Below are 24,291 nucleotides of genomic sequence, written 5' to 3'. Positions count from 1 at the left end.
TCACCGCCGCGCCGTGCGGGCGTCCTTGTACTGCTCCGTGCTCGCCACGCGGGCGCGCAGCCGGGTGCCGGCCAAGCTGATCGCCTCCGGCATCGAGGCCGCCGCGGCGTGCGCGTTGAGCGGAAGGCCATTGAGGTCCACCCGGAACGAGACCAGATGGGGGCGGGGCACGGCGGGGTCGTGCAGGACGCTGAGCGCGGCCTTGGCGTACAGGACGGGGCGCGGCGCGTGCGCCAGAGCCCGGGCGACGCATTCGCGGGCCGCCGCGTGCTCAGCCGAGGGCCAGGATCCGCGTGACCAGTCGAGCGGTCCGGCCGCCTTCCTGCTCCGCCACGTCGAGCGCCGTCCCGACGTCGAGGTCGTCGAGGAGGGCCCGCGTCACGGCGGCCTCCGCCGCGGGGGAGGAGCGGCCGCGGCCCGCCGCGGCGAGGAGGCGGTCCAGGGCGGCCGCGGCGCCTTCGAGGGCGTCGGGCGTGTAGTCCCACTCCTGCGCCCAGGGCTCGGCGAGGAGCATGAACCGGACGGCCGGGGCCGGGTGGTCCTGGATCAGATCGGAGACCAGCACCAGGTTGCCGGTGGACTTGGCCATCTTGGCGCCGTCCCGGCAGACCGTCCCGACGTGCAGCCAGGCCCGGGAGAACGGCCGCACGCCGGTCAGCGCCTCGGCGATGGCGGCCTCGTAGGCGTGGTGGGGGAACCGCAGGTCGACGCCGCCGGCGTGCAGGTCCAGTGCCGGGCCGAAGGTCGTCATGGCCATCGCGGAGCACTCGGCGTGCCAGCCGGGCCGTCCCGCGCTCCAGGGACTGGGCCAGGCCGGCTCGCCCGACCGCGACGGCCGCCAGAGCGCGACGTCGAACGGGTCCTCCTTGCCGGGGTCGTCGGGCGCGTCGCCGTACTCGGCGAGGAGTTCGCGTGCCCGGCCGGCGTCGAGGTGGGCGCGCCCCGGGACCTCGCCGCCGCGGAAGTAGACCGCGCCGTCCCGCATGTACGCGTGGCCGGAGGCGAGGAGGCCCTGGGCGAGTGCGACGACCTCGCCGACATGGTTGTGCGCACGGGGCTGGTGGTCGACGGCGTGGACGCCGAGGGCCTCCAGATCGCGTTCGAAGTAGAACTGCTGGACGGCGGCGAAGCTGTCGTACGGGCTGCCCGCTCGGTGCGCGGCCTGGTCCAGCACGTCGTCGACGTCGGTGACATTGCGGCACACGCGCACCTCGCCGCCGGCGTGCCGCAGGACCCTCGCGGCGACGTCGGCCCAGACGAACGTGCGCGCATGGCCGAGGTGGGTCGCGTCGTACGGGGTGATCCCGCAGACGTACATGCGGGCGGGGCCGACGACGGGGAGGGGACGGCCGCCGATCCGCAGCGTGCGGCCGGGCGAGTTGAGATCCACGAGAGCGCCGCTCCTCAGGGTGGAAGAACCGGTTGCTCCTCTCTGTCCTACCCCGCCGGGCCCTTCCGGGCCGGGGGACGAAGGTCCCGACGACCGGTGACCTTGGGATCCTGACCGACCGGGCCGGGCGCGGGGCGCTCGAACGCGGTCACCCGATCTGGAGGGGGTGTCGTTCTCGGCGAAGAACATCCCCGCGTCCAGCGTGTTCATCCGCTGCATCGTGCGCCTCCGGCGTGGCGTCTCGGGTCTGCTAGGCCGAACGGGAGCGGCGGTCGAAGTCCGCCCATTCCTCGTCCCACCGCCGGTAGCGGCGCTTGTCGCAACCCCAGCGGACCATGAGGTAGACGGTGAGCAACGGCAGGCCCGTCACCGCCACGACCGCCGCGGCGGAAGACACGTCGTCACCGACCGTCCGCGCGTGTTTCCGCGGGCCCACCTCCTCCAGGCTGTGGCCGGGGGCCGTCCAGAGCACGCGGTGCTCGCCGACCGCGGTCGCGCGCCAGCTGGTGTACCGGCCGGTGTGCGGAGCGCCGTCCGCACCGGTCCAGATCACGGTGACCTCGCGCCCGGACTGCAGTGGCGTGGCCCCGACCACCGTCGCGTCGACCCGGTGGCGTGTCGCGGCCTCGTACCGTTCGGCGCGGACCCCCGCGGCGTGGACGGACCAGACGACGTGGGCGCAGGCGACCGGGGTGACGACCAGGAAGAGCAGCAGCAGAAGCAGCCCGACGCGCCACTGGGTCCGATCCACTTTCCGGCGCAGGGCGTTGTCGTCGAACCCGCAGCGGCGCCGCAGGCGGTCCGCGCGTGTCCTGGCGTCCGGAGCCTTCATGCCTGCTCCCCGGGTCGATGACCGAACGACCTCGGAAGTCGCCCGGAACGGCTCATACCGGCAGCCTTTCCCAGAGACGGGCCGCGCACCACGGACCGATGTCCTCGCCACGCGACCCAAAGGTCCCTTTTTTGGGGTCGGGTCGTCGGCGCGCCCCGGTCAGAAGGACGAACGTCCCTGGCCGACGTGGCCAAGGACTCTGCGGAGCCGGGCCGCTGCTCGCCAGCGTGGAACAGAGCGGTCATCGACAGGGGAGGAAACGTGATGAGCATGAGGGTGCGCGGTACCGCGCTCGCCTACGGCGCGACCGCCGCCTATGCGGCCGCGCTCCGCCCCGCTCTCCTGTCCTGGGGGGCCACCGACACGGAAGCGGACACGTCGTATCCGAGCGACGAGCTGATCGAGAACGCGACGAGCCGGTCCACCATGGCGGCCTCGCTGCCCGCGCCGCCGGAGGCGGTCTGGCCGTGGCTGGTGCAGATGGGATGCGGACGGGCCGGCTGGTACAGCTGGGACCTGTTCGACAACGGCGGGCGTTCGAGCACGGACCGCATCGTCCCCGAGTGGCAGGACCTGGCGGTGGGCGACCGCGTGCCCACGGTCCCGAGCGGGGCGAGCTACTTCCGCGTCGAGGTCCTCGATCCGGGCAGGACCCTGGTGCTGCGGAGCGACCTGGAACTGCCGTCCGGGAGGTCGTTCGACCCGCGCGGACCGATGCCGCGGGCGTACGCGGACGGGATCTGGGCCTTCCACCTCCGCCGGCTGCCCGACGGGTGCACGCGGCTGATCGTCCGGACGCGCGGCCGCGGGGTGCCTTCGATGGCGAACCGGCTGTTCACCTGGATCCTCGGCGAGCCGGCGCACTTCATCATGCAGCACAGGCAGTTCCATGAGCTCCGCCGGCGCGTCGCCCGCCGCGAGTTCGCCGGGGCGGAGGGCACGGAGGGCGCGGAGGGAGCGGAGGCCGACCGGGCCCGCCGCGGGGACCTTCGGCTCCTCCGGTGACCGGTTCGCCGCACACGTCCCGGGCCTGAGGCGAACGAAGGACCTTCGTCCCTGGTCCGGACGCCCGCGGCGAGGTGGAATGTAATCGGGCGAGGGAAGTCGAGCAGAAAGGGACGGAGAAGTGGGAGACCACGCACCGTCCATCTCGAAACGCTGCCTAAGCGGCGGAGGGCTTCTCCCGCCCCTTTCACGTTGTGCGGACGCCGTTTCCCGGCCATTGGCCGGGAAACACGTTCACGGGCGCATCGGTTCCGGCACGGAGGTTCGCGATGTCTGACCGAGGCGGCGCACGCGAAGTGGTCGTCGGATTCGACGGATCGGTTCACGCCATGCAGGCGCTGGACTGGGCGCTGGACGAGGCGGAGCTGCGCGGATCGCCGTTGGCGCTGTGCCACGCGTGGCACTGGCCCTACCAGGGAGTCGCCCCCGAACTGGAGGAGGCGGGCCGGCGGTCTCTGCACGAGGCGGCGCAGCACGTGCTGGCCCACGGCGTCGAGTGCGCCCGGCAGCGCACGGCCGGGGTCGTGGTGAGGCCCGTGTCGGAGGAGGGATCGGCGGCGGAGCGCCTCACGGAGCTGTCGGCCGGCGCCGAGCTCCTCGTGCTCGGGTCCCGCGGGCTCGGGCGGCTGGCGCGCGTGCCGGTCGGCTCGGTCGCCGCGCACGTCGCCATGCACGCGCGCTGCCCGGTCATCGTGGTCAGGGGCGTCGGCGCGCTGCCCCGGCCCGGGGAGCCGAGGCCGGTCGTGGTCGTGGTGGACGGCTCGCCCGCGGCGGACGGCGCGCTCTCGTTCGCCGCCCGCGAGGCGGAGTCGCGGCAGCTGCCCCTGAAGATCGTCTACTCGGGCGCCGAGGGCGCGGCGTCGCCGGGTGCCGCGCTCCGGGGCTCCACGGTCCACGATCCGGTGGAGCGGGCCGTGGCGGTGATCGAGGAGCGGCACCCGGACGTCCTGACACATCCGGAGAACCCCCTCGCGCCCCCGCCCGAAGCGCTGCGGGAGGCCGCGCAGGAGGCGCGTCTCCTGGTGGTCGGGGCCGCGCATCCCGCGTTCGGCTCGGTCGCGCAGTGGCTGCTGTACAACGCGGTCTGCCCGATCGCGGTGGTGACGCGGCCGGCATGAGGAATCTGTGCCTGCCCGCATCGGCCGGCCCTACGTTCTCCCTCTATTTCGATCGCTCCGGGACGCGGCGGAAAGAACCGCGGAGAAACGGTGGGAAATGTTTCGCGCCGCTGAGGGAAATCGACTGCTCGTCTCCGCGCTGACTTGTGCCGACCGGCGGCGGAAGAGGGGCCGAAGGTCCCGCCTCCTGCGGACCGTCGCCCCTCCTGAGCGACGTCCCCGCCAGGCGAGGCTGGAGCCGACCAGGCAGGAACCTTGAAGGGGAGTTCGCACATGAACGACGAGCCGATCACCGGTGTGGTCGTTGGCTACGACGGCTCCACGGGCGGTGTGCAGGCACTGGAGTGGGCCGCCGCCGAGGCCCTGACCCGGGGCCTGCCCCTGACCGTGCTCCACGTGTGGGACGTCTACGTCGGGGGCGGCCCGATCGCCATGCCGGCCGTCGACCTGCGGGCCGTTGCCGAGGAGAACCTCGGCAACGGGGTCGAGCAGGTCCGGAAGGCGGCGCCGGAGCTGAGCGTGCGGGGGGTGCTGGCGCGGGGCCAGGCGGCCGCCCGGCTGATCGAGGCCGGACACGGCGCGGACATGATCGTGCTCGGCCCGCGGGGGCTCGGCGGGTTCGTCGGACTGGTGCTCGGCTCCGTCGGCGCGCAGGTGGCCGCGCACGCCCCCTGCCCGGTCGTGATCGTCCGCGGCGACCTCGTCCCGCCGCCGGAGCAGGTGCACGGGCACGTCGTCGTGGGCGTGGACGGTTCGCCGGTGTCGCGCGAGGCGCTGGCGATGGCCTTCGCCGAGGCCGGCGCGCACGGCTGGGACGTGCACGCCGTCGTCGCCTGGGAGGCGGTCCCCGAGAAGGACGTCCCTCCGCTGGTGGACGAGGCCGGGCTGCGGGACGCCGCCGCGGCCAGGCTGGCCCGGCTGATGATCCCGGCGCGCGAGCTCCACCCCGACGTGAAGGTCGAGTTCGACGTCGTGATCGGGCCGCCGCGCGAGGTCCTGATGAACGCCGCGGAGGAGGCGCGCCTGCTCGTCGTCGGATCGCGGGGCCTCGGCGGGTTCCGCGGCCTGCTGCTCGGCTCGGTCAGCCACGCCCTGATCCACCACGCGCCCTGCCCGGTCGCGGTCGTCCACGCGACCTGAGCGAAGGCGCGTCCTCTGCCTGGTCTCTCCGAACGGGCTCCGGGGGCCGCCTTCAGCGGCCCCCGGACGTGCCCGTCAGTGCCCTGGCGCTTTCTCGTGCTCCGCCTGCGGCGCGGTCGCGGGCGCATGCTCGGGGCGCGGGGTCCGCAGGGTGGCGGCGGCCAGTGCCGCGCCGGCCAGCGCGACCAGTGCCGCGCCGGCGAACGCCGCCGAGAAGCCGTCGGTGAGCGCGCGCAGGTCGCCGAGCCGGTCGGCGCCGAAGGAGGCGGCGATGGCGGTCATCGCGGCCAGGCCGAGGGCCGAACCGACCTGGTAGCTGGTGTTGACGATGCCGGACGCCAGGCCGCCCTCCTCCGGACGGGCGGCCGACAGCGCGGTGCCCAGGGAGGGGATGAAGGCCAGCGACATGCCCAGCGCCGCCACCAGCGAGGCGGGCAGGACGTCCACCCAGTAGTTCCCGTCCGGGCGGATCAGCGCCAGCCAGCCCATGCCGGCGGCCAGCACGAGCAGCCCGGTGACGATGGCGGCCTTGGGGCCGATGCGCCCGAGCACCCGCGGCGCCAGGACGATCATCCCGAGCATGATCAGCGCGGTCATCGGGACCAGCGCGGCACCGGAGGGGAAGGCGCTGTAGCCGAGGACCCGCTGCAGGTAGAGGTTCAGGAAGAACCACATCGGGATCCACGCGCCGCCGAGCAGGAGCTGGGCGATGTTCGCGGCGCCCAGGTTCGGCGCGCGGAAGATCGACAGCGGCATCAGCGGGGTGCGGCGGGACGCCTGGAGGGCCAGGAACGCGCCGAGCAGAACGAGCCCACCGGTCAGTACGGCCCAGGTAGGCACCGCGTCCCAGCCGACCTCGGGGGCGCGGACGACGGCGAAGACGACGGCGCCGAGCCCGGCGGTCACGGTGAGCGCGCCGACCACGTCCACCGAGCCGCGGGCGCTCCCGGCGCCTCCGGGCATCAGCGCCGGCGCGGCGGCCAGCGCGAGTACGGCGATCGGAACGTTGATGTAGAAGACCCACGGCCAGGCCGCGTACTCGGTGATGACGCCTCCGAGGAACACCCCGGCGGTGCCCCCGGCGGGAGCCGCGGCGCCGTAGAGCGACAGCGCCTTGGTCAGCTCGCGGGGTTCGGAGCCGAACAGCATCATCAGCAGGGTGAGCGCGGCGGGCGCGATGAGCGCCGCGCCGACGCCCTGCAGGGCGCGGCCGGTCAGCTCGACGGGGACGGTGCCAGCGGCACCGGCCACCGCGGAGCCGGCGAGCAGGACCACCCAGCCGGCCGAGAACAGCCGGCGGGCCCCGAGCAGATCCGACAGGCGGCCGCCGAGCAGGAGCAGGCCGCCGAAGGCGACGACGTAGGCGTTGAACACCCAGGACAGGTCCTCCTGGGAGAAGCCCAGGTCGTCCTGGATGCGGGGGAGCGCCACCCCGATGATCGAGGTGTCCATGATCACCATGAACTGGGCGGTCGCGATGAGTGCCAGGGCCCACCACCGGCGGGTGGCGGGCGGCACGGAACGAGCGGACATATCCCCTCCATAAATTACCCTTAGGGGGTATCCCTGAGTCCGGCTTACCCTAGGGGGGTATATCCGAAACCGCAAGCGTCAGGAAGGTGACGATGCCTGTGAAGTGCTGCTCGCTCTGCGGACGATGCGCCCGCTAGTACGGGGTAGGGGTACTTGCGGCGGTCGTTCCGGGTTTCTCTCGCCCGTCCGGGGACCCCGCGCGGGGCCGCTTCAACGGACGGACGTGCGGGCCGGCGCGAACCGGCGGGCGAGGTCGGTGAGCCGCAGGATCTTCGCCATCTGCGGGCGGGGACCGGTCAGGGTGACGGTGCCGCCGCTGCGGCGCGCCAGCCCGTCGGCGGCGACGAGCGCCGCCAGGCCCCGCGCGTCGCAGAAGGTCAGGCCGGAGACGTCGACCACGACGTCGGGCCCCCGTTCGCCGATCAGCCTGGCCAGCTCGATCCCGAACGCGGCGGACGAGGCGATGTCAAGCTCCCCGCGGGCCGTCACGCGTGCCGTCCCGCCGTCATCGTCCTCGATCGACGTGACGAGCTCCCCGAACGCTTCCAACCGGATCCCCTGCGTGCTCATGCCTTCCCCCTGGGCCTTTCCCGAATGCCCTAAGGCTCCTTTCTCGGGCGGCCCGCCGCCAGGGACCTAGGTCCTGCGACGCCCCGCCAAGGTCCGGCGGGCCCGGACGGCTCCGCTCGAAGAACGCCGCGCCCGACCTGCCACGGGGTCATCCACCACGCGCGGTGCCCGGTCGCCGTCGTTCCCGCCCACTGATACCGGCCGATCCCGTCGGCGGCGCGTGCCGCCGACGGGATCGCCGTGTCCGGGCGGAGGCCCGAGTCTCAGGCGGGGGCCGGGCTGCCGCGGCGGAGCCCGGTCTGGCGCATCATCCGCTGGAGGTCGTCGGTGGTGACGATGCCGAGCAGGTGGTGGTCCGCGGCGACGGCCGCGACGAGGCCGCCCGCGACGGGGGCCATCTGGAGCAGGTCGTCCACGGGCTGCTCGGGGCCGACGATCCGGTCGGATCCGAGCGGAACGCTCAGATCGCCGAGAGTGACGCCGGTCTCCTGCTTCGGGACGCGGGCCAGCCGGTCCACCGTGACGGCGCCGACGGGGTCACCGGACACGCTCACGACCGGGAACACCGTCTGGCGGGACCGCGCCGCCACGTCCTGGACGAACGCGGACGCGGGCTGCCAGGCCCAGCCGTGGTCGGGGTCGCGCGTCATGACATCGGCGACCCGGAGGCCCTTCGCGGCCTCGCGGAGGTCCGTCCAGCGCGCCTCCGCCCGCGCCGAGCCGGCGATGAACCAGCCGACCACGGCCAGCCACAGTCCGTTGAACCAGCTCGACAGCAGCAGCACCAGCAGACCGGCGCCGATCATGGCCTGGCCGAGCACCATCCCGGCGCGCTGTGCGCTGCGCGTCGCGCTCGCGCGATCGCCGCGGCGGCCCCACAGCAGTGCGCGCAGGATGCGCCCGCCGTCCAGCGGCGCTCCCGGGAGCAGGTTGAACACCGCGATCAGGATGTTGGTCGCCGCCAGCCAGCTCAGCGAGGCGGTGACGATGACGGGGGCGCCGAGCGCGTGCCCGGCCGCCCAGGCCCCGGCGAACGCCGCCCCGGCCGCCGCGCTGGCCAGCGGGCCGACCCCGGCGATCTGGAGATCGGCGCGGGCGGTGGAGGGTTCGCCGTCCAGTTCCGCGAGGCCGCCCAGCGCCCACAGCGTGATCGAGCCGACCCGCACGCCGTGGCGGCGGGCGACCAGCGCGTGCGCGAACTCGTGCGCGGCCAGCGAGCCCATGAACAGCACGGCGACCAGCACGGCCGCCGTCCAGCGCGCCGCCGGGTCGGCGGTGGGCAGCACCGAGCGCGCGAGGATCTCGGCGATCAAGAACATGATCACCAGAACGGACCAGTGCATTCCGACGGGGATCCCCCGGAAGGTGCCGAGCCTGAACGTCTGCTTCATCGCGAGCCTCCTGCCGATGCCACCAGGCTCGCGCGAGGGTCCGTCCGGGGGCAGAGGCGAATTTCCCCTCCCCATGGGCCTTTGGGCCCAAAGAGCGGCTACCGGCGCCCCTCTCCGGCGGCGAAGGTCCCCGCCGCGGCGGACCTTTGGTCCCTGGCTCGTGCCGGACCGCCCGCGAAGGCTGGAAGCAGGCCGTGAGAGGACGCGTGATCTTCGGAGGAGCCATGTCCGCACCGATCGTCGTGGGGACCGACGGGTCCGCCGCCGCGGACCGGGCCGTCGACTGGGCGGCGGGCGAGGCGGCGCTGCGGCACCGGCCGCTGCACATCGTCCACGCGGCGGAGATCTGGCCGTACCAGGTCCACCGGTTCGTCCCGCCGGACGCGGGCGAACGCACCTCACCGGCCGGGCAGGCCGTCCTGCTGGAGGCCGAGAGCCGTGTCCTGGAGCGCCGGCCGGAGCTGCGGGTGACGACCGCGCTGGTCGTCGACGCGACGCCGGACGCGCTGCGCGACGAGGCGGAGAAGGCGTTCGAGCTGGTGCTCGGGCACCGCGGGCACGGCGGCTTCGCCGGGCTCCTGCTCGGCTCGGTCGCCCTGCGCATGGCGGGGCGGGCCGCCGTCCCGCTGGTGATCGTGCGTGACGGCGCCGCCGGCCGCGGTGAGGTCGTCGTGGGCTACGACGTCGCCGAGGAGCCGGGGGAGGCGCTCAGGTACGCCTTCGACGCGGCCGCCGCCCGCGGGGCGCGGCTGCGCGTCGTGCACGCATGGCAGCTCTGCGCGGGCATGGACGAACCCGGATACGCCCTCGACGAGGAGCGACTGAACGACGAGCGTCGGGCGCGGGTCATCGAGGCCTACGCTCCGCTCCGCGAGAGGTATCCGCTGGTCGGTGTGGCCAACGACGTCCTCGTCGGGCACCCGGTGTCCGAACTGACCAGGGCGTCGCGGACGGCGGACCTGGTCGTCGTCGGCGCGCACCACCACCGCTGGGGCCTGTTCCGGCTCGGCTCCATCGGCCACGGGGTGATCCACCACGCCGAGTGCCCGGTGGCCGTCGTCGGCGGGCCCCGATAGAGCGCCGGCGAGGGGGCGTCCGCGGACACGCTTCGGACAGTCTGATCATTGAATTCGGGACTTCCGCCCCTAGGGCGGCTCCGGCCGCCTTCCGACGATGGAGGGTGAACGGCCGAGCGAAGGAGATTCGTCATGAAGGCCAAGGAGTGGAGCGTCGAGCTCTACATCACCGAGGACGGCATCGACACCGTCGCGCAGGCGATCCTGTTCAGCGGAGGCGAGAGGAAGTCCACAGGGCGCGGGCACGCGCGCCGGAACCCGGTCGACCGCGAGGTTCCGGAGATCGGCGACGAGCTCGCCGTGAGCCGGGCGCTGGCCGATCTGGCCGACCGGCTCCAGGGGGTCGCGAGCAAGGACATCGCCCAGTTCGCGGGACCTTCGTGAATGCCGGTGAGTGAACGATCGGCGAGCGAGGTGGGGTGATGTACTCCGATCGGCAGGACGCGGGACGGCAGCTCGTCACCTGTCTGCGGCGGTACACGGGCGCGGACGTCCGGATCCTGGGCCTGCACGGGGGCGGTGTCCCGGTGGCGGCCGAGACCGCCGCGCCGCTCGGCTGCGCGCTGGACGTGCTCGTCGTGCGCGAGCTCGTCGTCCCGGGACCTCCCGGCGTCCTGGTGGGCGCGGTCGCGGAGGGCCCGGCGCGCGTCCTGGACGAGGAGGCCGTCCGGCGGGCGGGGGCCGGGGAGGCGCAGATCGGGGAGCTGGAGCGGGACGCCCGCGTCGAGGCGCGGGCGCTCGGGCTCCGGCTGCGCGGGAGGCGTCCGGGGCTCCCGCCGGCCGGCCGCGACGTCATCGTCGTCGACGACGGCGCGGCCTGCCGTTTCGCCGCCGAGGTCGCGTGCCGGGAGGCCCGGGCCCAGGGCGCCGGGCGGGTCGTCTTCGCCGTGCCCGCGGCGTCGCCCGCCACCGTCGACCATCTGCGGACCGTCGCCGACGAGGTGGTGTGCCCGCTCTCGCCGGTGTTCTTCGTCACCGCGAGCGACTTCTACCTGGACTTCGCGCCGGTAACCGAGGCCGGGGCCGGCCGGCTGCTCACCCAGCCCGTATGACGCGCGCACGCCCGGCGGGTCTCGCGGACCTCAGGCCGCCCAGGTCTCCGGCGCGAGCGGGTCGCGCATCGAGACCATCCCCACCAGTCGGCCGGACGGACGCCTGCCGTTCCTCAGCCCGTCCCGCCGCGCGCCGAGGCCCCCGCGGTTTCCGCGGCCCTCCGCCGCCCGGCTCGCTCGGCGGGCACGACCGCCACCGGACAGGGCGCCTCCAGCAGCGCGGCCTGGGTCACCGGGCCCAGGAGCGTCTGGGGTCCCGAGCCGATTCCGCGCACGCCCATCACGAGCAGCGCCGCGTCGCGGGCGGCGCCGACCAGGGCCTGCCGCGGCGTGTCGACCACGAACTCGGTCTCGAGCGGCACCCGCGGGTACCGGCTCCGCCAGGCCGCGACGTCCTCCTCGAACCGCGCCCTCGCCTCGCGCCTGATCACCTGGGGATCGCTGAAGGGGACGCGGTCCGGCCCGCGGAACGCGGCCGGGTCCCACCAGCTGCACACGGCCGTCACCGACGCGCCGCGCAGCGCGGCCTCCTCGAAGGCGAAGCCGATGGCCGACTCGCCGCCCGTCGAGCCGTCCACGCCCACCACCAGCCGCTCGCGGCCCTGCGGGGCGGGCGGCAGGTCCGGCCGGACGACGACGACCGGGCGGTCGGCATGGGACGCCACCTGGACCGCGGTGGAGCCGACCGTCAGTCCCTCGAACCCGCCGTGCCCCCGCGAGCCGAGCACGACCAGGGCGGCCTCGCGCGACGCCTCCAGCAGCACGGCCGAGGCCCACCCCCGCTCCAGACGCCAGCGGACGTCCAGGCTCTCGGCGAGGCCGTGGGCTTTGCGGACGCCCTCGTCTGCCACGATCGCGCCCGCGCCGCGCAGGACCTCCAGCGTGTCCTTGTCCGGCTGGCGCAGCGGGTAGGGCCAGTGCCAGGCATGGCAGACCGTGAGGGGCAGGCGGCGGAACAGAGCCTCCCGCACTCCCCAGCGGATCGCCTCGTCCGCGACGGGCGACCCGTCGTACCCGACCAGGACGGTGCCCGTCCTTTCATGATCGTTCATGGCCGATCCCTCCCCCTGTCGGTGTGTCCAGCCTTTCCCGGGACGCGGAGGCGCGGGCAGGGGCCGCTGTCCCGGGTTCGAGGGACCTTCGGCACTCCATCGGAACTCACAAATGCAGACAGAGTTGGCAAAAGGTCCACAAACTCATACTTCGCGGGCGTGGTCCGGGGCATGGCTCGGGGAATGATCCTGCGTGTATCGTTCGCTCCCCGTGCAGAGGGCAGAGGGATGACCTATCCGTCACCTGCGCCCGGGCGATTGTGCGGATCGCGTGACGCGCAGCGGATCGCGCAAGACCTGGCCGACCAGATCACCCGCCGGTTGTTCGGCATCGGCCTCGAACTGAACGGCGCCCTGGCCCGCATCCAGGACCCCTGGACCACCCAGCGCGTCCGGGCGGCTCTGACCGGCCTGGACGACGTCATCGACGATCTGCGCCGTGTCGTCTTCGACCTCCGCACCGCCCCCCAGGATCCGGACGTCCCCGACCGCTGAGCCCGTCCTGAGGCGCCGGCCGGCGACGCTGACCCCCGCGTCTCCGCCGCTCGCCCCCGGCCCCCCGGCCGGATCGAGGCGATGACGGCTACGTTGGTCTCGTGCGCGCACGAGACCTCGCCGTCGAGTACCCGACCGTCACGCCGGACAGCAGCGCGCTGGACGCGGCCCGGCTGGTGGCCGAGCACCGGCTCGCCGGGCTGATCGTCGTCGACCCCGGCCGCAGGCCCGTCGCGGTGATCCCGGGTTCGCAGCTGCTGCGGTCCATCATCCCGCCGCACGTCCGGGACGACCCCGCCCTGGCCCGGGTCTACGACGAGCGCCACGCCGACATGCTGTGCGCCAAGCTCGGCGAGAAGCGCGTCGCCGATCTGCTCGTCGAGGGGCGGCGGGCGCTGCCCGTCGTCGACGCCGACGCCACCGTCATGGAGATCGCCAGCGTCATGGCGGCCGACCGCAGCCCCGTCGTCGCGGTCAGCGGCGAGGCCGACCGCACCGACGCGCCGATGATCGGCGTCATCACCGTCGCGCACCTCCTCGACCGCCTGCTCCCCGACCCGCCGCCGGCCTGAGCCGCCGGAGCCCCTGCCTGCGGCTCGCCGCCGGTGTTCATCGCAGGGTCAGCGAGGTCTCGGATTCGACGCGGGTCAGCTTCTCGGGATTGCGGACGTAGTAGAGGCCGGTGATGCGGGCGTCCTCGACGCGGACCGCCAGCACGCCGTCGAGTTCGCCGTCCAGCCGCATGACGAGCGCCGGGTTGCCGTTGACCACGGTCTGCTCGACGGTGACCGTGCTCGGCACCCTGCCGGTGCCGCCGACGATGTAGCGGGCCACCTTCTCGGCGCCGGTCACCGGCCGCAGCGCCGCCTGCTTGAGGCCGCCGCCGTCACCCACCATCACGACGTCGGGGGCGAGGACGTCGAGCAACCCTTGCAGGTCCCCGGTGTCGAGCGCGCGCCGGAAGGACTCCAGGACCGCCCGGGTCTCGGCCTGCGACACCGCCTCACGGGGACGGCGGGCGTCGACGTGCCGTCGGGCGCGGTGGGCGATCTGGCGGACGGCCGCGGGGCTCTTGCCGACCGCGGCCGCGATCTCCTCGTAGCCGACGTCGAAGACCTCGCGCAGCACGAAGACGGCGCGTTCGGTCGGCGCCAGGGTTTCCAGGACGAGCATCAGCGCCATCGACATGCTCTCGGCGAGTTCGACGTCCTCCGCCACGTCCGGCGAGGTGAGCAGCGGCTCGGGCAGCCAGGGGCCGACGTAGGCCTCCTTGCGGCGCGTCATCGTGCGCAACCGGTTGAGCGCCTGCCGGGTCGTGATCCGGACCAGGTAGGCGCGCCGGTCGCGCACCTGCTCAAGGTCGACCTTGACCCACCGCAGCCAGGTCTCCTGGAGGACGTCCTCGGCGTCGGCCGCGGATCCGAGCATCTCGTAGGCCACGGTGAAGAGCAGGTTGCGGTGGGCGACGAAAGCCTCGGTCGCCGGGTCCGCGGGGTGGTCGCTCATGGCTTCATCCTTTCCTGTGCGCTCGGCGCCCGGGCCGGCGGCCGGTCACCTCGCCGCCGTCGAGCGACCCGGCGTATCCCGCGCCTGCCACGATCACCTTCATGTCCGCCTCCTCCGTCAGGATGGGTCGTCCACAGGACACCGCAGGCGGCCTGTTCGTAACACCGGCGCGAGTGCGGTCCGTCACAACCGCGCCGTTCCGGGTCAGCGGAGGTGGTGGTGGAGGGGCGCGGCCAGCTCGACGGTGCTCAGCACGAGCGCGACGGTGTAGTCGATCAGGTGGTCGCGGTCGACGTCCAGCTCTCCGCGGAACCAGGTGGTGAACAGCTCCCAGAGGCCGGCCGTGAGGGTCAGGCCGGTCAGTTCCACGTCGACGTCGGGGAGCGGGACCTGGTCGAGGGTCTCGTGGGTCTGGGCGGCGAAGATCGCGGCCATGGTCCGGATGATCTCGATCCGCCGCCGCTGGAGCAGGGGGGAGGAGGGGAAGGCGTGGGTGAGGATGTGGGCCCGGCGCGGGTCCGTGGTCAGGAAGCCGAACACGGCGGTCACCACGGCGCGGGTGCGGGCCTGCGGGTGGCGGGGCGCCCGGCGGGCGGCGGACAGGATCACGTCGGTGCCCAGGGCGACCTGCTCGTCGACGATCGCCAGGAGCAGGGCGTCGCGGTCCGGGAAGCTCTCGTAGAAGTAGCGGTCGTTGAGCCCGGCCTCGGCGCACACCTTCCGGACGGTCGTGGCGGCCCACCCCTGGGTGCCCAGCAGCTCCAGCCCGGCCGCCAGCAGCGCGGCCCGGCGGCGGGCCCGGCGCTGGTCGGCGGGCACGCCGCCGTAGGGGCGCGCGCGAGGGGGCTGGGACGTCACAGCCCCGATTCTGCCGCATCCCTTGACTTCCTCCGTGAATCTGGAGACGGTACACACCAGATATTTCTGGTGTGTTGCCTCACCAGAACTTCGGTCACGACGAGACGGGAGCGTGAGGCCCGGTGGCCACGGAGATCCCCCCGCAGCCGACGCTGGCGGACATCGACCTGAGCGATCTGCGGTTCTGGACCCGGCCGCTGGAAGAGCGGGCCCGGGCGTTCGCGCTCCTGCGCGCCCAGCCGGGGCGGGTGTTCTTCACCCTGCCGAAGCTCCCCTTCCTGGGGCAGAGCCCGGGGTCCTGGGCGCTGGTCCACCACGCCGACGTGACGGAGGCCAGCCGCCACCCGGAGGTGTTCAGCAGCGAGCCCAGCGCCACCAGCCCGGCCGACATGCCGCGCTGGATGGACGGCTACTTCAACTCGATGATCGACATGGACGACCCGCGGCACGCCAAGATCCGCCGGATCGTCTCCCGGGCGTTCAGCCCCAAGATGCTCGCCAAGGCCGAGGACGACATCGCGCGGCGGGCCGCCCGGATCGTGGACGAGCTGGTCGAGGCCGGCGGCGGCGACTTCGTGTCCGGGGCGGCGGCGCGGCTGCCGGTCGAGGTCATCTGCGACATGCTCGGCATCCCCGCCCGGCACCACCGGCGGGTGGTGGAGCTGACCAACATCATCGTCGGCTACAGCGACCCCGAGTACGTGGGCGCCACCGTCGAGTACAGGGACGGCATCCCGAAGCTGGGCCGGCTCGGCACGCTGCGCATGCTGGGCACGGTGGCGTCGGCGGGGTGGCGGCTGCACCGGCTGGCGTCCCGGCTCGGACGGGAGCGCAGGGCCGCCCCCAGCGGCGACCTGACCTCGGCGCTGGTCAACGCCAACGTCGACGGCGAACGCCTGACCCCGCGCGAGTTCGCCACGTTCTTCCTGCTGCTGGTGGTGGCCGGGAACGAGACCACGCGCAACGCGATCGCGCACGGCCTGAAGTTGTTCACCGAGCACCCCGACCAGCGCGAACTGCTGCTGGCCGACTTCGACGGACGCATCGCCGGGGCCGTCGAGGAGATCGTGCGCTTCAGCAGCCCGGTCATCTTCATGCGGCGCAACCTCACCCGCGACCACGAGATGAACGGCCACACCTTCCGCAAGGGCGACCGGGTGACGCTGTTCTACTGGTCCGCCAACCGCGACGAGGCGGTCTTCACCGACCCCGACCGTTTCGACATCACGCGCTCGCCGAACCCGCACGTCGGGTTCGGCGGCCCCGGCCCGCACTTCTGCCTGGGCGCCAACCTGGCACGGCGAGAGATCACCGTGATGTTCCGCGAGCTGTTCACCCGCCTGCCCGATATCGCCGCGGGGGAGCCCGACCGGCTCATGTCCGGCTTCATCAACGGCTACAAGCGCCTGCCGTGCACCTTCACCCCTCCGCGGCCCCCGGGCTGAAACGCCGGTTCGCGGTTCAGTGCTGGCCGGGCACCGGTGGCCGGACCTCGGTCTCCACGTCCCCCTGCCCGTCGTCCAGGTCGTCGGCGCCGTCGTCGGGCGGGGGGACGTCCTGCTTCCGGCGTGCGCCGCCCGGCCGGGCGCGGGACGGCCGGATGCCGCGCCAGCGGATGAAGGGTTCGACGCCACGGGCGATCAGCGGCCCGGCGATGGCCAGCATCAGCACGTAGGCGGCGGCCAGCGGCCCGAGCCGGGGGTTGATGCCGTCGGACACGGCCAGCCCGGCGATGACGATGTTGAACTCTCCGCGCGGGACCAGCGCCGCTCCGGCGCGCAGGCGCCCGCGGGCGGCCACGCCCGCGCGGCGGGCGGCCAGCCAGCCCGAGGCGAGCTTGGTGGCGATCCCGGCCACGGCGAGGAGCGCGGCCACACCCAGCACGGGGGGCAGCTGGCCGGGGTCGGTGTGCAGGCCGAAGAACACGAAGAACACCGCGGCGAACAGGTCCCGCAGCGGAGCCAGCAGGTCGCGGGCGGTGTGGGCCAGAGGTCCCGACAGGGCGATGCCGACCAGGAACGCCCCGACCGCCGCCGACACCTGCAGCTGCTGGGCCAGGCCGGCGACCAGCAGGGTCAGCCCCAGCACCTTCAGCAGCAGCACCTCGTCGGTGGGGCTGGCCACGAACCGCTCCACCAGCCGGCCGTGCCGCAGCGCGACGAACAGGATCGCGGTGATGGTGGCGGCGGCGATGCCGAGCGTGGTCGCCCCGGCGACCAGCGAGGCCCCGGCCAGCAGCGCGGTCAGGATCGGCAGGTAGGCGGCCATCGCCAGGTCCTCGAACACCAGGATCGACAGCACCGCCGGGGTCTCCCGGTTGCCCAGCCAGCCGAGGTCCCCCATGACCTTGGCGGTGATCCCGGACGAGGTGACGTAGGTGATGCCGCCGAGCGCCACCGCGGCCACCGTCCCCCAGTCGAGGATCAGCGCCACCGCGACCCCGGGGGCGGCGTTGAGCACCAGGTCGGCCAGTCCCGCCGGGGCCGAGGTGCGCAGCGTTCCGACCAGTTCCCCCGCGGTGTACTCCAGCCCGAGGGTGAACAGGAGCAGGATCACCCCCACCTCGGCGCCGAGCGAGACGAACTCCTCGCTGGCGCCGAACGGAAGGATGCCGCCCGAACCGAAGGCCAGCCCGGCCACCAGGTACAGCGGGATCGGGGAGATGGAGAAGCGGACCGCCACCGCGCCCAGCAGGCCCAGCGCCAGGACGATCGCCCCTAGCTCGATCAGTTGTGTCGCGGCGTGCATCGCCCTCTCACCCGCCGTGCAGGATGGTCGCGACGGCGGCGGTGCCCTCGTCGGTGCCGACCACCACCACGACGTCCTCGGCGCGGAACTCGAAGTCCGGGCGCGGGCTGGCGATGACCTCGCCGTCGCGGACCACCGCCACGATCGAGGCGCCGGAGCGGGTGCGGGCCCGGGTGTCGCCCAGCCTGCGTCCCGCGTACGGCGAGGCGGCCGTCAGCAGGATCTGCTCGGTCACCAGTCCCTCGACCTGGCGGTTCAGCTCGGCCAGCCGTTCCACCACCCGGCCGGTGCCCAGCAGCTCGGCCACGGCGTTGGCCTCCTCGGCCGCCAGCGCCACCGACACCACGCAGGTGTCGGGATCGTCCTTGTCATAGATCACCAGATCGCGGCGGCCCGTGCGGTGCGACACCACTCCGATCTGGCGCCCCCGCCCGGTGGTGAACACGTGGCGCAACCCGATGCCCGGCAGCGATGTCCGCTCGACGTCCATGACCCTCTCCCGCTTTCTCCGTGATCTCCGTGGCCGCCCGAAGCATGCCCCGGCATGCGCGCGTGCCGCCGTCCGGCCGTCCCTGATCGCCGCCCATGAGGTTGTGGACATGTTTCAGGCCAACCGGACATGACCCTAGGCGAAACCCGCCGGTGGAAGCGCAGCCCACGGGCCCGCGCGAGCAGGGCCGGGCTCATGCCGACACGGTGTCGCCCGGCACGGTGGACGGTCGCGCGTCCCCGTCCCCGTCCCCGTCTCCGTGCCGGGCGTCCGTCCGGTGCCGGCGCAGGGGAGGATCGGCGAGGCCGACGGAGACGACCGCGGCCGCGGCCGCCAGGCCGCCCGCCAGGAGGGCCAGCGGCGCGGAGGTGACGGACGCGAGCAGCCCTCCGCGGAAATTGCCGATCTCGGGGCCGGCGACGCCGATGACGTGCTCGACCGAGGAGACCCGCCCCCGGAAGTGGTCGGGGGTCTCCATCTGGATCAGGGCGCCGCGGGTGATCACTGCCACGGTGTCGGCCGCACCGGCGGCCGCCAGGCAGGACAGCGCGAGCCAGAGGGGCCCCGCCAGGCCGAAACCGGCGAGGGCCAGGCCCCAGGCCGTGGCCGCGACGAGCTGGGCCAGGGCGCCGCGGCGGAGGCGGGTGACCGCCCCCGAGAACAGGCCGGCGCCGAGCCCGCCGACCGCGATCGCGGACAGGAACAGCCCCAGCGTCCGGGGATCGCCGCCGAACCGGATCTCGTTGATCATCGGGAAGAGCGCGATGGGCATGGCCAGGACGGTGGCGGCGAGGTCGATGCCGAAGGAGCCCCACAGGATCGGGTGCCGGAGGATGATCCGCCACCCTCCCGGCAGCGGCCCGCGACGCCCCCGTCCCGGCGGCTGGTCGTCGGCGCGCCGGGCGGGCATCGCGGGCAGCCGGATCACGGCGATCATCGATGCGGCGGTGGCCAGAGCCTGGATCGCGTACGCGGCGGGGTAGCGCCACTGCGCGAGCACGAGCCCGGCGACGGCGGGCCCGATCAGCATGGCCGCCTGGAACGCGACGTTCTGCAGGGCGAGCCCGGCGGCGACCTGGTCGGCGGGCAGCAGCCGGACGGGGAAGGTGCGCCGGGCCGGCGCCCCGAGCGCCGCGCAGCCGGCCTCGGCGGCGACCAGGGCCAGCAGCAGCGTCACCGACCGGTTTCCGGCGGCGGCCTGGACCATGAGGGCGAGGGCCGCGAGGGCCTGGCCGCCGGTGGCCGCGCGGACGAGGCTCCTGCGGTCGACGGCGTCGGCCAGCGAGCCGCCGACCAGGCCGAGGACGAGCAGCGGAACGCCCGTGGCCAGACCGATGGCCCCGGTCCACAGCGGGCTGCGGGTCAGCTCCCAGACCTGCTGCAGGACGGCGACGACGGCGATCTGCTGGCCGATCGAGGCGAGCGACGACCCGACCCACAGATCGCGGAACGTCCGGCTCCCGCGCAGCGGACGGACGTCGATGAGCCCTTCGCGCAAGGCCACGGCTACGGCTCGGTCGGGGCGGAGGGCGCCGGGGGCGCCGGACCGGGAGGTGCCGCGTCGAGGTGGGAGAGGATCCGCTCCTTCATCGGCCGGCGGGCGAGCGCGCGCTCCAGTTCGGTGACGACGGCGCTGAGCGCGTGGGGCACCTCGTCGTCCAGTTCGGCGACCGCCGCCTCGGTCGCGCGCCACTCGGACTCGAGGAACGGGACGAGGGCGCGGCCGCGGTCGGTCAGGGTGACGCGCCGTGTGCGGGCGTCCGTGCCGGGCTCGGAGTCGACCAGCCCCTCGCGTCGCATCGCCGCGATCGTCTGGCTCATCGCGGAGTGGGAGCGGTCCAACGAGGCGGCCAGCTCCCGGATCGTCAGCGGGCCGGTATGCGCGAGCCGGATCAGGGGGTAGGCGAAGCGGGGGCGGACCCCCCGGATGCCTCGGTCGGTGTACAGGGATTCGATCTGGGCGTCCAGGCCGGTCAGCAGGGTGTGCAGCGCATGCCACCGCCCCGGCGTCGCGGTCGGATCCGATGATGTCACAGCGCTAATATAACAGCACTCATACATACCTCCGCCTCCGGGCGGCGCTCAGCCGGGCGGAGGTGGGTAGAAGAGCCTGCAAGGAACCCGAGAACCCAGGGGCCGTCCGCGATGAGCTCACAACCCGAGATCGACACCACCGTGCCGCACTCGGCCCGGATCTGGAACTTCCTGCTGGGCGGCACCGACAACTACCCCGTCGACCGGCAGGCCGGGGAGGGGATCTTCGCGGTCTTCCCCGGGATGGTCGCCATGGCCCGGGAGTCCCGGCAGATGCTGCGGCGGGTGGTGCGGTACCTGGCGGGGGAGGCGGGCGTCCGCCAGTTCCTGGACATCGGGACCGGGCTGCCCACCATGGACAACACCCACGAGATCGCCCAACGGCTCGCGCCGGCCTCCCGCATCGTCTACGTCGACAACGACCCGCTCGTGCTGACGCACGCCCGGAAGCTGCTGACCAGCACCTCCGAAGGCGCCACCGACTACATCGAGGCCGACGTCCGCGATCCCGAGGCCATCCTCGCCGAAGCCGCCCGCACCCTCGACCACGACAAGCCCATCGCGCTCATGCTCATGGGCATCCTGGGGCTGGTGGGCGACTACGACCAGGCCCGTTCGATCGTCGGCCGGCTCATGGCGGCACTGCCGTCCGGCAGCTACCTGGCCGTCTACGACGGCACCGACAGCGACCCCGCCTACACCGAGGCCATCCGGACCTACAACTCCGCCAGCGGAGCCGTCCCCTACATTCCCCGCACCCAGGAGCAGATCGTCGGCTACTTCGACGGTCTGGAACTGCTGGAACCCGGGGTCGTGCCGGTGACGCGATGGCGTCCCGACCCCGGCCAAGACGACGTCCCCGAGGTGTCCTGCTCAGGAGGACTGGCCCGCAAGCCCTGAGCCGCCGCCTCCTGCGGTCTTCGCTTCGGCAGGCCATCGCCGAAATGGTCGTCGCGCGATTCAACGGTGCGCCGTTCGCCGCTTTCGTGGCGAAGGCCCGGCCATCTCATGGGATGCCATGCATTTCAGTAAAGAATGACTTCGTGTATTGCCGCGATACCGGCAATGCGGAGGTCTCGGCGTGATCGTGTGTTCAGATGAACGCGGAAGAAAGATCGCTTCGGATCTCCGTGGGGAGCAAACGGCATGAGGCATCGGGGAGCTTGCATCACGGCGGCGGTCGGTGTCGTCGCGGTCGTCGCGTCATTCGGGCACGCGTCGGCGGCGGACCGGCGTCCGGGATCGGTGCTGGTCCAGGAATCGTTCACCAGAGCCACCGCTGATTCGCGTTTCGTCGGGTACGGGGCGGCCTGCCTGACGGGCGCGCCTCGGGGGAACGCCGCGGCGGAGGCCACGAACCATCCGCTCCGGGGGTGCCGCCGGGACCCGGTCGGTCCCGTGCCGCCGGGCGACGCCGCATCGCGCGGATATCTCCAGCTCACCGACGCCCACTTCGAGGAGACCGGCGCCGCGTTGTTCGACGCGCCGATTCCCGCGCGGGACGGCCTGGAGGTCACCTTCGAGCAATGGCAGTACGGCAACACCACACGCGCTCCGGCCGACGGGATCTCGTTCTTCCTGACCGACGGCGCCCGGAGCCTCACCACGCCGGGCGCGTTCGGCGGAAGCCTCGGTTACGCCCAGAAACTGCCGGGCGGCAGGGCCGGCGGGCAGTTCATCCCCGGAGTCGACGGCGGGTATCTCGGCATCGGACTCGATGTGCTCGGGGACTACTTCGGCGACGGAGAGGGGCGCGGGAACGGCTGCGAGCGGCGTTCCCCGGCCGGGACGGTGTTCCGTCCGCCCGCCCCCGGCCCCAACGTCGTGACCGCGCGCGGCCCTGGGAACGGCATCACCGGATACTGCCTGCTCGGCGCGACCACCAAGAACAGGACGACCAGGGGTCCCTGGCGGTCGTCGCTTCCCGGGCGCCTTCACGGCGACCTGAGGACGATGCCCGCCAACGTCACGCCGAGCCGGGCCGAAAGGCTGCTGGAGCCGGTGAAGCGAGTCGTCCGCGTGGCGGTGTCGCGCGGACCGAATCCGGTGGCGACGGTCGACATCGACTTCCGGGACGGCGGCGGCTTCAAGCGGGTGCTGAGGTTCGCCGCTCCCAGGCCCGTCCCGAACACCGTCAAGTTCGGCTTCGCCGCGTCCACGGGGCCGCTCACCGACGTGCAGCTCATCCGCCGGGTCGCCGTGCGCTCCCAGAGCAGCTGAGCGAAAGGGCAGGCCCCGGCTCGACGGTCCCGCGCGAAGCGGCCGTCGAGCCGCGGCCTGCGGTCGGTCCTCTTCCGTTCTAGGTGAACGCCGCGACTCCCTCGTACCGGCCTCGGAGTGCCTGGCCGGTCGTCTCGTATTCGAGGAGCAGCAGGCCCGCCGGAGTGGCCTCGTGGCTGACGAGGCGCAGCCCGTTCGGGGTGCCCTGCGCGTTCAGAAGGCGCCGGCCGCTTCGCACCACGACGGGCGCGACCACGAGGCGGAGCGTGTCGACCAGGCCCGCTGAAAGCAGCGAATCCGCCAGCCGGGAACTGCCGTGGATCTGGAGTTCCCGCCCCGGTCGTGCCTTGAGGTCGGCGACCGTCTGGACCGGATCGCCCGCGAGCACGGTCGTGGGATGCCAGGTCCCCTCGGTGAGGGTGTTGGAGACGACGTACTTCGGCAGCGTGTTCATCCGTCCGGCGAAGGGGTCGGCCGGGTCGGTGATCTTCGGCCAGTCGCGCGCGAACGCCTCGTAGGTGCGCCGGCCGAGGAGCAGGCCGTCGGCGAGGCCGAGCCACGCGGAGGCGCGCCGGACGAACGTCGCGTCCATGTGGGGCACGAGCCAGCCGCCGCGGGTGAAACCGTCCGTGCCGTCCTCGTCCGGCGAGCCTGGACCCTGGCTGACCCCGTCGAGCGTGACGAACTCGGAGAGGGCGACCTTCATCGTGTGGTGATCCTCTCCGTGAACGCGGCCAGCTGGCCGGCGACCGTCGTCCAGCCGTCGGCGAAGCCGAGTGCGCTGTGGCGGGCGCGGGCATCGGGGTCGCGGTGCTGGACGACCAGCCGGTAGTCCGTGCCGTCCGGATGGTCGTCCATCGTGATCGTGGCGGTCATCGCGACCGGTGCGGGGTGCGCGGGACGCCACGTGCTGTCGATCGCGTTGGTGAACACGATCCGGTGGGGTTCCTCGACGGCGAGGAAGCACGCGTCCATGTGCGGGACGAACTCGGCGCCGTCGTCGCTCAGCCGCGTGACGAACGCGCCGCCGGGCCGCGTGTCCAGACGGTCCACCCGGCAACGGGAGGGGGCCGGGACCCACCACTGTTCGAGCTGGGACGGATCGGTCCAGGCGCGCCACACGGTCGCGCGCGGAGCGCGGATGATCCGCTCCAGGCCGAGGTCGAGATCGGGATTCATGGGGTCTTCCCCTCCGGGTCGGTGACGAACTGTTCGAGACGGTCGGTGCGCCCCTCCCAGATGCGGCGCTGCTCGGCGAGCCAGTCGTCGACGAGGTCGAGCCGTTCGCGGTTGAGCACGCAGGTGCGCACCCGGCCGGACTTGACGGTGCGGATGAGCCCGTTCGATTCCAGGGTCCGCACGTGCTTCATGAACGAGGGGAGGGTCATGGGGAACTCGCGCGCGAGGTCGCCGACGCTCGTCGGCCCGTGCCCGAGACGCCGGACCACGGCGCGCCGGGTCGGGTCGGCGAGGGCGACGAACACGCCGTCCAGCTCTGGCGAATACTGTGCCATGAGGCTAAGTATTGTGGCCCGGCGATGGTTAGCGCAAGGGCTAAGTATGAGTGGCCCGCTTCACTGGGCCGTGTGTGGGCTGGTCGGTGAGCATGGCGGGCGGGAACAGGTCGAGACCGCGCCGGTCCGGACGCGGGGAAGGAGCGGCGCGGGTGGCGGGCGACCGTGGGGTCGCCGACCGGGTGGGGGAGTGATGTCGAGAACGCTCCGGCGGCTCCGACCACCATCCGAGGGGACCGCCGGCCGGCACGGCGGCCTCCTGCGAAC

Annotated in this window: 27 protein-coding genes; 11 read left to right on the top strand and 16 right to left on the bottom strand. The window is 73.3% G+C overall.

What is annotated here, in order from left to right:
- The 3 genes from AB0H37_RS09420 to AB0H37_RS09410 all read right to left on the bottom strand — a co-directional run bounded on the left by AB0H37_RS09420 (position 1) and on the right by AB0H37_RS09410 (position 2,222).
- Positions 1-171, bottom strand: a complete 171-nt coding sequence (locus tag AB0H37_RS09420; protein WP_360612096.1) for a hypothetical protein — start codon at positions 169-171, stop codon at positions 1-3.
- 100 nt (positions 172-271) lie between these two features.
- Positions 272-1,390 (bottom strand): class I tRNA ligase family protein, encoded by a 1,119-nt coding sequence (locus AB0H37_RS09415; protein WP_360612095.1) that lies wholly within the window; start codon positions 1,388-1,390, stop codon positions 272-274.
- 250 nt (positions 1,391-1,640) lie between these two features.
- On the bottom strand, positions 1,641-2,222 hold the full coding sequence (locus AB0H37_RS09410) for a hypothetical protein (protein ID WP_360612094.1): 582 nt from the start codon (positions 2,220-2,222) through the stop codon (positions 1,641-1,643).
- A 264-nt stretch (positions 2,223-2,486) separates the two neighbouring features.
- Here AB0H37_RS09410 and AB0H37_RS09405 point away from each other — a divergent pair, with 264 nt between their 5' ends.
- From AB0H37_RS09405 to AB0H37_RS09395, 3 genes are all read left to right on the top strand, one after another.
- Positions 2,487-3,227 carry a hypothetical protein gene (locus tag AB0H37_RS09405; protein WP_360612093.1) on the top strand — a complete coding sequence of 247 codons (741 nt, stop codon included), beginning with the start codon at positions 2,487-2,489 and terminating at the stop codon, positions 3,225-3,227.
- A gap of 269 nt (positions 3,228-3,496) precedes the next feature.
- Positions 3,497-4,345, top strand: a complete 849-nt coding sequence (locus tag AB0H37_RS09400; RefSeq protein WP_360612092.1) for a universal stress protein — start codon at positions 3,497-3,499, stop codon at positions 4,343-4,345.
- 273 nt (positions 4,346-4,618) lie between these two features.
- The gene (locus AB0H37_RS09395; RefSeq protein WP_360612091.1) at positions 4,619-5,485 is read left to right on the top strand and encodes a universal stress protein; all 867 of its coding nucleotides are present in this window, start codon (positions 4,619-4,621) and stop codon (positions 5,483-5,485) included.
- Positions 5,486-5,560: 75 nt separating this feature from the next.
- On the opposite strand, the gene AB0H37_RS09390 is transcribed toward AB0H37_RS09395, so the two are convergent.
- The 3 genes from AB0H37_RS09390 to AB0H37_RS09380 form a co-directional block, all read right to left on the bottom strand.
- Positions 5,561-7,018, bottom strand: coding sequence for an MFS transporter (locus AB0H37_RS09390; protein ID WP_360612090.1), 1,458 nt, complete (start codon positions 7,016-7,018; stop codon positions 5,561-5,563).
- A 210-nt stretch (positions 7,019-7,228) separates the two neighbouring features.
- Complete coding sequence (locus AB0H37_RS09385) at positions 7,229-7,588, bottom strand: STAS domain-containing protein (protein WP_360612089.1); 360 nt, start codon at positions 7,586-7,588, stop codon at positions 7,229-7,231.
- A gap of 263 nt (positions 7,589-7,851) precedes the next feature.
- Positions 7,852-8,979 (bottom strand): site-2 protease family protein, encoded by a 1,128-nt coding sequence (locus AB0H37_RS09380; protein WP_360612088.1) that lies wholly within the window; start codon positions 8,977-8,979, stop codon positions 7,852-7,854.
- A gap of 224 nt (positions 8,980-9,203) precedes the next feature.
- Between AB0H37_RS09380 and AB0H37_RS09375 the strand changes: the two genes are divergently transcribed.
- The 3 genes from AB0H37_RS09375 to AB0H37_RS09365 all read left to right on the top strand — a co-directional run bounded on the left by AB0H37_RS09375 (position 9,204) and on the right by AB0H37_RS09365 (position 11,107).
- A complete protein-coding gene (locus AB0H37_RS09375) occupies positions 9,204-10,055 on the top strand; it encodes a universal stress protein (RefSeq protein ID WP_179834144.1) in 852 nt (283 codons plus the stop codon).
- Positions 10,056-10,187: 132 nt separating this feature from the next.
- Entirely contained in the window at positions 10,188-10,439 is a 252-nt protein-coding gene (locus AB0H37_RS09370; protein ID WP_360612087.1) for a DUF1876 domain-containing protein, read from the top strand.
- A 38-nt stretch (positions 10,440-10,477) separates the two neighbouring features.
- On the top strand, positions 10,478-11,107 hold the full coding sequence (locus AB0H37_RS09365) for a phosphoribosyltransferase (protein ID WP_360612086.1): 630 nt from the start codon (positions 10,478-10,480) through the stop codon (positions 11,105-11,107).
- 113 nt (positions 11,108-11,220) lie between these two features.
- Here the strand turns inward: AB0H37_RS09365 and AB0H37_RS09360 are convergent, their stop codons facing one another.
- Positions 11,221-12,159: a universal stress protein gene (locus AB0H37_RS09360; RefSeq protein ID WP_360612085.1), complete on the bottom strand. Its 939-nt coding sequence runs from the start codon at positions 12,157-12,159 to the stop codon at positions 11,221-11,223.
- Between the two features lie 258 nt (positions 12,160-12,417).
- Between AB0H37_RS09360 and AB0H37_RS09355 the strand changes: the two genes are divergently transcribed.
- Both AB0H37_RS09355 and AB0H37_RS09350 read left to right on the top strand, forming a co-directional pair.
- On the top strand, positions 12,418-12,654 hold the full coding sequence (locus tag AB0H37_RS09355) for a histidine kinase (protein ID WP_360612084.1): 237 nt from the start codon (positions 12,418-12,420) through the stop codon (positions 12,652-12,654).
- A gap of 101 nt (positions 12,655-12,755) precedes the next feature.
- A complete protein-coding gene (locus tag AB0H37_RS09350) occupies positions 12,756-13,226 on the top strand; it encodes a CBS domain-containing protein (protein WP_329092508.1) in 471 nt (156 codons plus the stop codon).
- 37 nt (positions 13,227-13,263) lie between these two features.
- On the opposite strand, the gene AB0H37_RS09345 is transcribed toward AB0H37_RS09350, so the two are convergent.
- Both AB0H37_RS09345 and AB0H37_RS09340 read right to left on the bottom strand, forming a co-directional pair.
- Positions 13,264-14,160: an RNA polymerase sigma-70 factor gene (locus tag AB0H37_RS09345; protein WP_179834150.1), complete on the bottom strand. Its 897-nt coding sequence runs from the start codon at positions 14,158-14,160 to the stop codon at positions 13,264-13,266.
- 204 nt (positions 14,161-14,364) lie between these two features.
- Positions 14,365-15,018 (bottom strand): TetR/AcrR family transcriptional regulator, encoded by a 654-nt coding sequence (locus AB0H37_RS09340; protein ID WP_360612083.1) that lies wholly within the window; start codon positions 15,016-15,018, stop codon positions 14,365-14,367.
- 122 nt (positions 15,019-15,140) lie between these two features.
- On the opposite strand from AB0H37_RS09340, the gene AB0H37_RS09335 reads away from it, so the two are divergent.
- Positions 15,141-16,463 carry a cytochrome P450 gene (locus AB0H37_RS09335; protein WP_360612082.1) on the top strand — a complete coding sequence of 441 codons (1,323 nt, stop codon included), beginning with the start codon at positions 15,141-15,143 and terminating at the stop codon, positions 16,461-16,463.
- Between the two features lie 16 nt (positions 16,464-16,479).
- Here AB0H37_RS09335 and AB0H37_RS09330 read toward each other — a convergent pair whose 3' ends face one another.
- The 4 genes from AB0H37_RS09330 to AB0H37_RS09315 all read right to left on the bottom strand — a co-directional run bounded on the left by AB0H37_RS09330 (position 16,480) and on the right by AB0H37_RS09315 (position 20,290).
- On the bottom strand, positions 16,480-17,766 hold the full coding sequence (locus AB0H37_RS09330) for a cation:proton antiporter (protein ID WP_329092504.1): 1,287 nt from the start codon (positions 17,764-17,766) through the stop codon (positions 16,480-16,482).
- A 7-nt stretch (positions 17,767-17,773) separates the two neighbouring features.
- Positions 17,774-18,256, bottom strand: coding sequence for a cation:proton antiporter regulatory subunit (locus AB0H37_RS09325; RefSeq protein WP_179834155.1), 483 nt, complete (start codon positions 18,254-18,256; stop codon positions 17,774-17,776).
- Positions 18,257-18,449: 193 nt separating this feature from the next.
- On the bottom strand, positions 18,450-19,760 hold the full coding sequence (locus tag AB0H37_RS09320) for an MFS transporter (protein WP_360612081.1): 1,311 nt from the start codon (positions 19,758-19,760) through the stop codon (positions 18,450-18,452).
- Positions 19,761-19,762: 2 nt separating this feature from the next.
- The gene (locus AB0H37_RS09315) at positions 19,763-20,290 is read right to left on the bottom strand and encodes a MarR family transcriptional regulator (protein WP_229810451.1); all 528 of its coding nucleotides are present in this window, start codon (positions 20,288-20,290) and stop codon (positions 19,763-19,765) included.
- A 111-nt stretch (positions 20,291-20,401) separates the two neighbouring features.
- Here AB0H37_RS09315 and AB0H37_RS09310 point away from each other — a divergent pair, with 111 nt between their 5' ends.
- The gene (locus tag AB0H37_RS09310) at positions 20,402-21,190 is read left to right on the top strand and encodes an SAM-dependent methyltransferase (RefSeq protein WP_360612080.1); all 789 of its coding nucleotides are present in this window, start codon (positions 20,402-20,404) and stop codon (positions 21,188-21,190) included.
- 246 nt (positions 21,191-21,436) lie between these two features.
- The gene (locus AB0H37_RS09305) at positions 21,437-22,510 is read left to right on the top strand and encodes a hypothetical protein (protein WP_329092496.1); all 1,074 of its coding nucleotides are present in this window, start codon (positions 21,437-21,439) and stop codon (positions 22,508-22,510) included.
- 79 nt (positions 22,511-22,589) lie between these two features.
- Here AB0H37_RS09305 and AB0H37_RS09300 read toward each other — a convergent pair whose 3' ends face one another.
- Genes AB0H37_RS09300 through AB0H37_RS09290 form a run of 3 tightly spaced genes read right to left on the bottom strand, consistent with a single transcriptional unit; the run spans position 22,590 to position 24,024 of the window.
- Entirely contained in the window at positions 22,590-23,216 is a 627-nt protein-coding gene (locus tag AB0H37_RS09300) for a dihydrofolate reductase family protein (RefSeq protein ID WP_360612079.1), read from the bottom strand.
- A complete protein-coding gene (locus AB0H37_RS09295; protein WP_329092492.1) occupies positions 23,213-23,689 on the bottom strand; it encodes an SRPBCC domain-containing protein in 477 nt (158 codons plus the stop codon). The genes AB0H37_RS09300 and AB0H37_RS09295 overlap by 4 nt, the downstream gene beginning before the upstream one ends.
- Positions 23,686-24,024 (bottom strand): metalloregulator ArsR/SmtB family transcription factor, encoded by a 339-nt coding sequence (locus AB0H37_RS09290; protein WP_360612078.1) that lies wholly within the window; start codon positions 24,022-24,024, stop codon positions 23,686-23,688. The genes AB0H37_RS09295 and AB0H37_RS09290 overlap by 4 nt, the downstream gene beginning before the upstream one ends.
- Positions 24,025-24,291 lie beyond the last annotated feature (267 nt).

Source organism: Actinomadura sp. NPDC023710, assembly GCF_040639875.1.
GTDB classification, from domain to species: domain Bacteria; phylum Actinomycetota; class Actinomycetes; order Streptosporangiales; family Streptosporangiaceae; genus Spirillospora; species Spirillospora citrea.
The sequence above is the reverse complement of the archived record's forward strand: the minus strand, read 5'-3'. Positions and strand labels throughout refer to the sequence as shown.